Here is a 3,669-nt window from a genome sequence, read left to right on the forward strand (position 1 = left end):
AATGCTTGTACATATTCCATAAACTCGATTGGTTCCTGACGAAACGGCGCGTGGTATCCTTTTTCAATAATATGAAATGTACTATTTGCAAATAACTCGTGGTACAACTCACCGTTTTCCCAAGAAACGCTCTTATCGTGTCGTCCCCATATAATTAAAGTCGGCACCTTAATTTTATCTGCTTCCATCGCAATGCGGCGCTCTCTCATTTTCGTAAGCTGATCATAATGCTCTTTATCATCGCGGCTATTTTTCACCGCATCTTTATTATAATCCGTAATCTCTGTTACCGTTTGTAAATCCGTTGATAGCGGCGGCACTGCATTACTTTCTTTTTGCTGGAAAGACTCTATCCCTGTAGAATCCGCTAAAATGAGATGCGTCACCGCGTCTGGATATAAATACGCTAAATTCAGGGACATCTCTCCGCCCATCGAATGACCGAGCACCGCAAACTGATCGTATCCGAGCTTCTTCATTAACTTATAATATAAATTCACTTGCGCAGGAAACGAATACTGAAAATCAACTGGCTTAGATGAACGCCCAAATCCTAAAATATCAACCGCAATAATCGTATGGTCTCTTGCAAGCTCCGGATAAATATCGCTAAATCCATCTGAAGAACCACCAAACCCATGAAGCATAAGTAAAGGCGGTTTCCCCTCACCAATTTGCTTAAAATAAATTGTCTGCCCATCAATTTGCGCCATACTCTCTTTCGTATGTAGCTTCATCATAACAGTATCTTTCACTTCTCCAACCTTCGCAATTGGCTTATCAACGAAGTTACATACTACAAGTAACACGAGCACAATACCGCTAATCATATAAAACTTAAACCGTTTCAAATTTCCGTCTCCTTTCTCAAATTGCTATTTAAAGTTTTTACATTTTTTGGTTATTTTATGATTAATTTTAATTGTAACTATATCGGTTACAATTATATTAAAAAAATATTACTTACTTCTATTATTAATGGTTATTTTGTAACCATTATAGTTACATATTTAAAGTAAGTCAATTATTTTCTCTACATGGGATAAAGTGAAACTTTAATCAGTGGGGGTTTTCTTCATCCCCCACTGATTATTAGTTGAACCAATCGGACTTTTATGGGCAGTTGATCCCCCACCTAACTTCTTTACTTTCGCTGAATTTTGAGGTCGGGGTCTTACTGCCCATTAAAGCGGGATAAAATAAAAAGCAAGCAGTTCCAGCACTCCGCTAAAACTACTTGCTCTCCTACTTACTATCTCTATTTTTACTCTTTAATAAATTCTTTCGTGCTTCTCACTGTATCAATTGGACGAACTAATTTTTCGATTTCTTCACGTTTTGGCTCCAGGAACGGAGGTAACGATAATTTTTCTCCAAGTGTTTCGTATGGCTCATCTCCCATAAACCCTGGGCCATCTGTTGCAAATTCAAATAAAATTTGCGGCGCAACTCGTGCATATAATGACTCGAAGAAGTGACGGTCTACATAGCCAGATGAAGGAAGTCCTACGCTACCGATTCTTTCAATCCATTCTTCTAATACAGCGCGATTTTCTACACGGAATGCTGCATGATGCACTGTACCGAAACCTTGTCGTGCTTCTGGAAGTACCGTATTATGTTCTACAATGACAGAAGCACCGTTTCCACCTTCGTTCACTTCAAATAAATAGAATTCTCCTTCTTGCGCAATCTCTTTAAATAATAGAACTTTCTCTAATACTTCTTTAAAGAAGCTAAAGTTCGCAATGCGGATAAATACAGGTCCTAAACCAGTAATTGCATATTCTAATGGAACTGGCCCGTTTTGCCACGGTGTACCTGATTCGATTCCTTTATCAAGCTCATCTGAAATTAATTGATAGTGTTGGTCATCAAAGTCAACGAAAGAAAGAGTTTTCTTACCGAATTGCTCTTTAATGCCTGTATGTTCCACTTCAAGACGATCAAAACGCTTCACCCAATATGCTAATGCTGCATCAGTTGGAACACGGAATGAAGTTTTTGAAATTTCATTTGTACCGTGTACGCCTTTCGGAATACCTGGGAAGTCAAAGAATGTCATATCTGTTCCCGCACTACCTTTATCATCTGCAAAGAATAAATGGTACGTTTGAATATCATCTTGGTTTACTGTTTTTTTAACTAAACGCATTCCTAAAACGTGAGTGAAAAATTCATAGTTCTTTTCTGCACTACTTGTAATCGCTGTAACGTGGTGAATTCCTTTTAATTGGTTCATTTTATATTCCTCCAATGGTTTCTCAAGTTATATTTTCTCTTCTATTACTTCTCTTCAATAGGTGCTAAATTCGCTTCAATTTCTGCGCGCTGATCTTCTAAGAACGGCGGTAAATCAAGTTTTTCTCCTAAATGTTCTACATCTCCATCAACTGTAAATCCTGGTCCGTCTGTCGCAATTTCAAATAGGATTCCGTTTGATTCACGGAAATATAAGCTTTTAAAATAGAAACGGTCGATGATTCCTGAAGACTGGAAGCCTCTTTGTATCACCTGTTCTTCCCAATAAGCAAGCTCTGCATCATTTTTCACACGAATTGCTAGGTGGTGAATACTACCGCGGCCTGGCTTTTCAGTAGGACCATCTAAATATTTCACAACGATTTCTCCAAAAGCTTCTCCTTTAATAGACTGGAAAATTGCTTCTTCGTCATTTCGGCTAACCTCTGTATACCCAAACATTTCTGTAAGTGTACTCGCCATTTTATCCAGTCTACGAACTGTCATTTCCACAGAACCCATTCCTTGAATTTGATGCTTTGCAGGAACTTCTGATTTCTCCCAAGTTTCCCAGTGCTCTACTTTTTCTCCGTTTGAAACAAGTAATACTAAGCGAAGACCTTCAGCATCCTCAAATTGCAAAGCAGGACGATTTGCATATGTTGTCATCTCACTATGTTTCACATCAAATTTCTCAAACCGTTCTTTCCAGTAATGTAAGCTTTCCTCTGAAGGGACAAGTAATCCAATTCGAGTAATCGCATTTGTACCGCGGTATGTTTTTCCTACTAAAGGTATTTCAAAAAATGATAATTCTGTACCCGGACTTCCTGTTTTATCTCCGTAAAATAAGTGATACATTGACGGATCATCTTGGTTTACTGTCATTTTCACACGACGTAAACCAAGTACGTTTTTATAAAAATGATTATTTTCATTTGCGTTTTTCGTAACCATTGAAATGTGATGGTGCCCTTTAATTTCATACATTTTATATTCCTCCGTTTCATTTTACTAGTCAAGTGACAACTAAAAAATAACATTTCCCACAACTAATATGGTTTTTAGCGTTTCAATTTATTCTTAATTATGTTTTTGTAAATTCATCTTAGTTTTTACTGAATAAGTTACTTTGTTTTTTAATCGAAAGCAACTGAGTATATGTTTTTCATACGGCTCAATCGCTTTCGTTACTATCACTTTACACCTCAAGTGATTAAAAAGCAAGAATAAAATCTCGAATTCAAGATATTTTTTTATTACATAACATTTTAGAGTAGTGAATGGTTCTTTTGTAAAACAATTACTTACCTATTAAAGGCTTCTAATTTACTTGTTCAACTAAAGATTTTATAAAGTGAAACTTTAATCAGTGGGGTTTTCTTCATCCCCCACTGATTATTAGCCTTCACCAATCGGACTTTTATG

3 protein-coding genes are annotated in these 3,669 nt (G+C 36.8%); all 3 read right to left on the reverse strand.

Annotated elements, in window-relative coordinates; translation table 11 throughout:
- On the reverse strand, positions 1-851 hold an 851-nt coding region (locus BAQ48_RS11565), incomplete at its 3' end, for an alpha/beta fold hydrolase (RefSeq protein WP_071711188.1).
- A gap of 413 nt (positions 852-1,264) precedes the next feature.
- Complete coding sequence (locus BAQ48_RS11570) at positions 1,265-2,242, reverse strand: ring-cleaving dioxygenase (RefSeq protein WP_071711189.1); 978 nt, start codon at positions 2,240-2,242, stop codon at positions 1,265-1,267.
- A gap of 44 nt (positions 2,243-2,286) precedes the next feature.
- Entirely contained in the window at positions 2,287-3,231 is a 945-nt protein-coding gene (locus BAQ48_RS11575; protein WP_071711190.1) for a ring-cleaving dioxygenase, read from the reverse strand.
- Between the last annotated feature and the right edge of the window lie 438 nt (positions 3,232-3,669).

The sequence above is a fragment of the Bacillus luti genome, from assembly GCF_001884105.1.
Lineage (GTDB): Bacteria > Bacillota > Bacilli > Bacillales > Bacillaceae_G > Bacillus_A > Bacillus_A luti.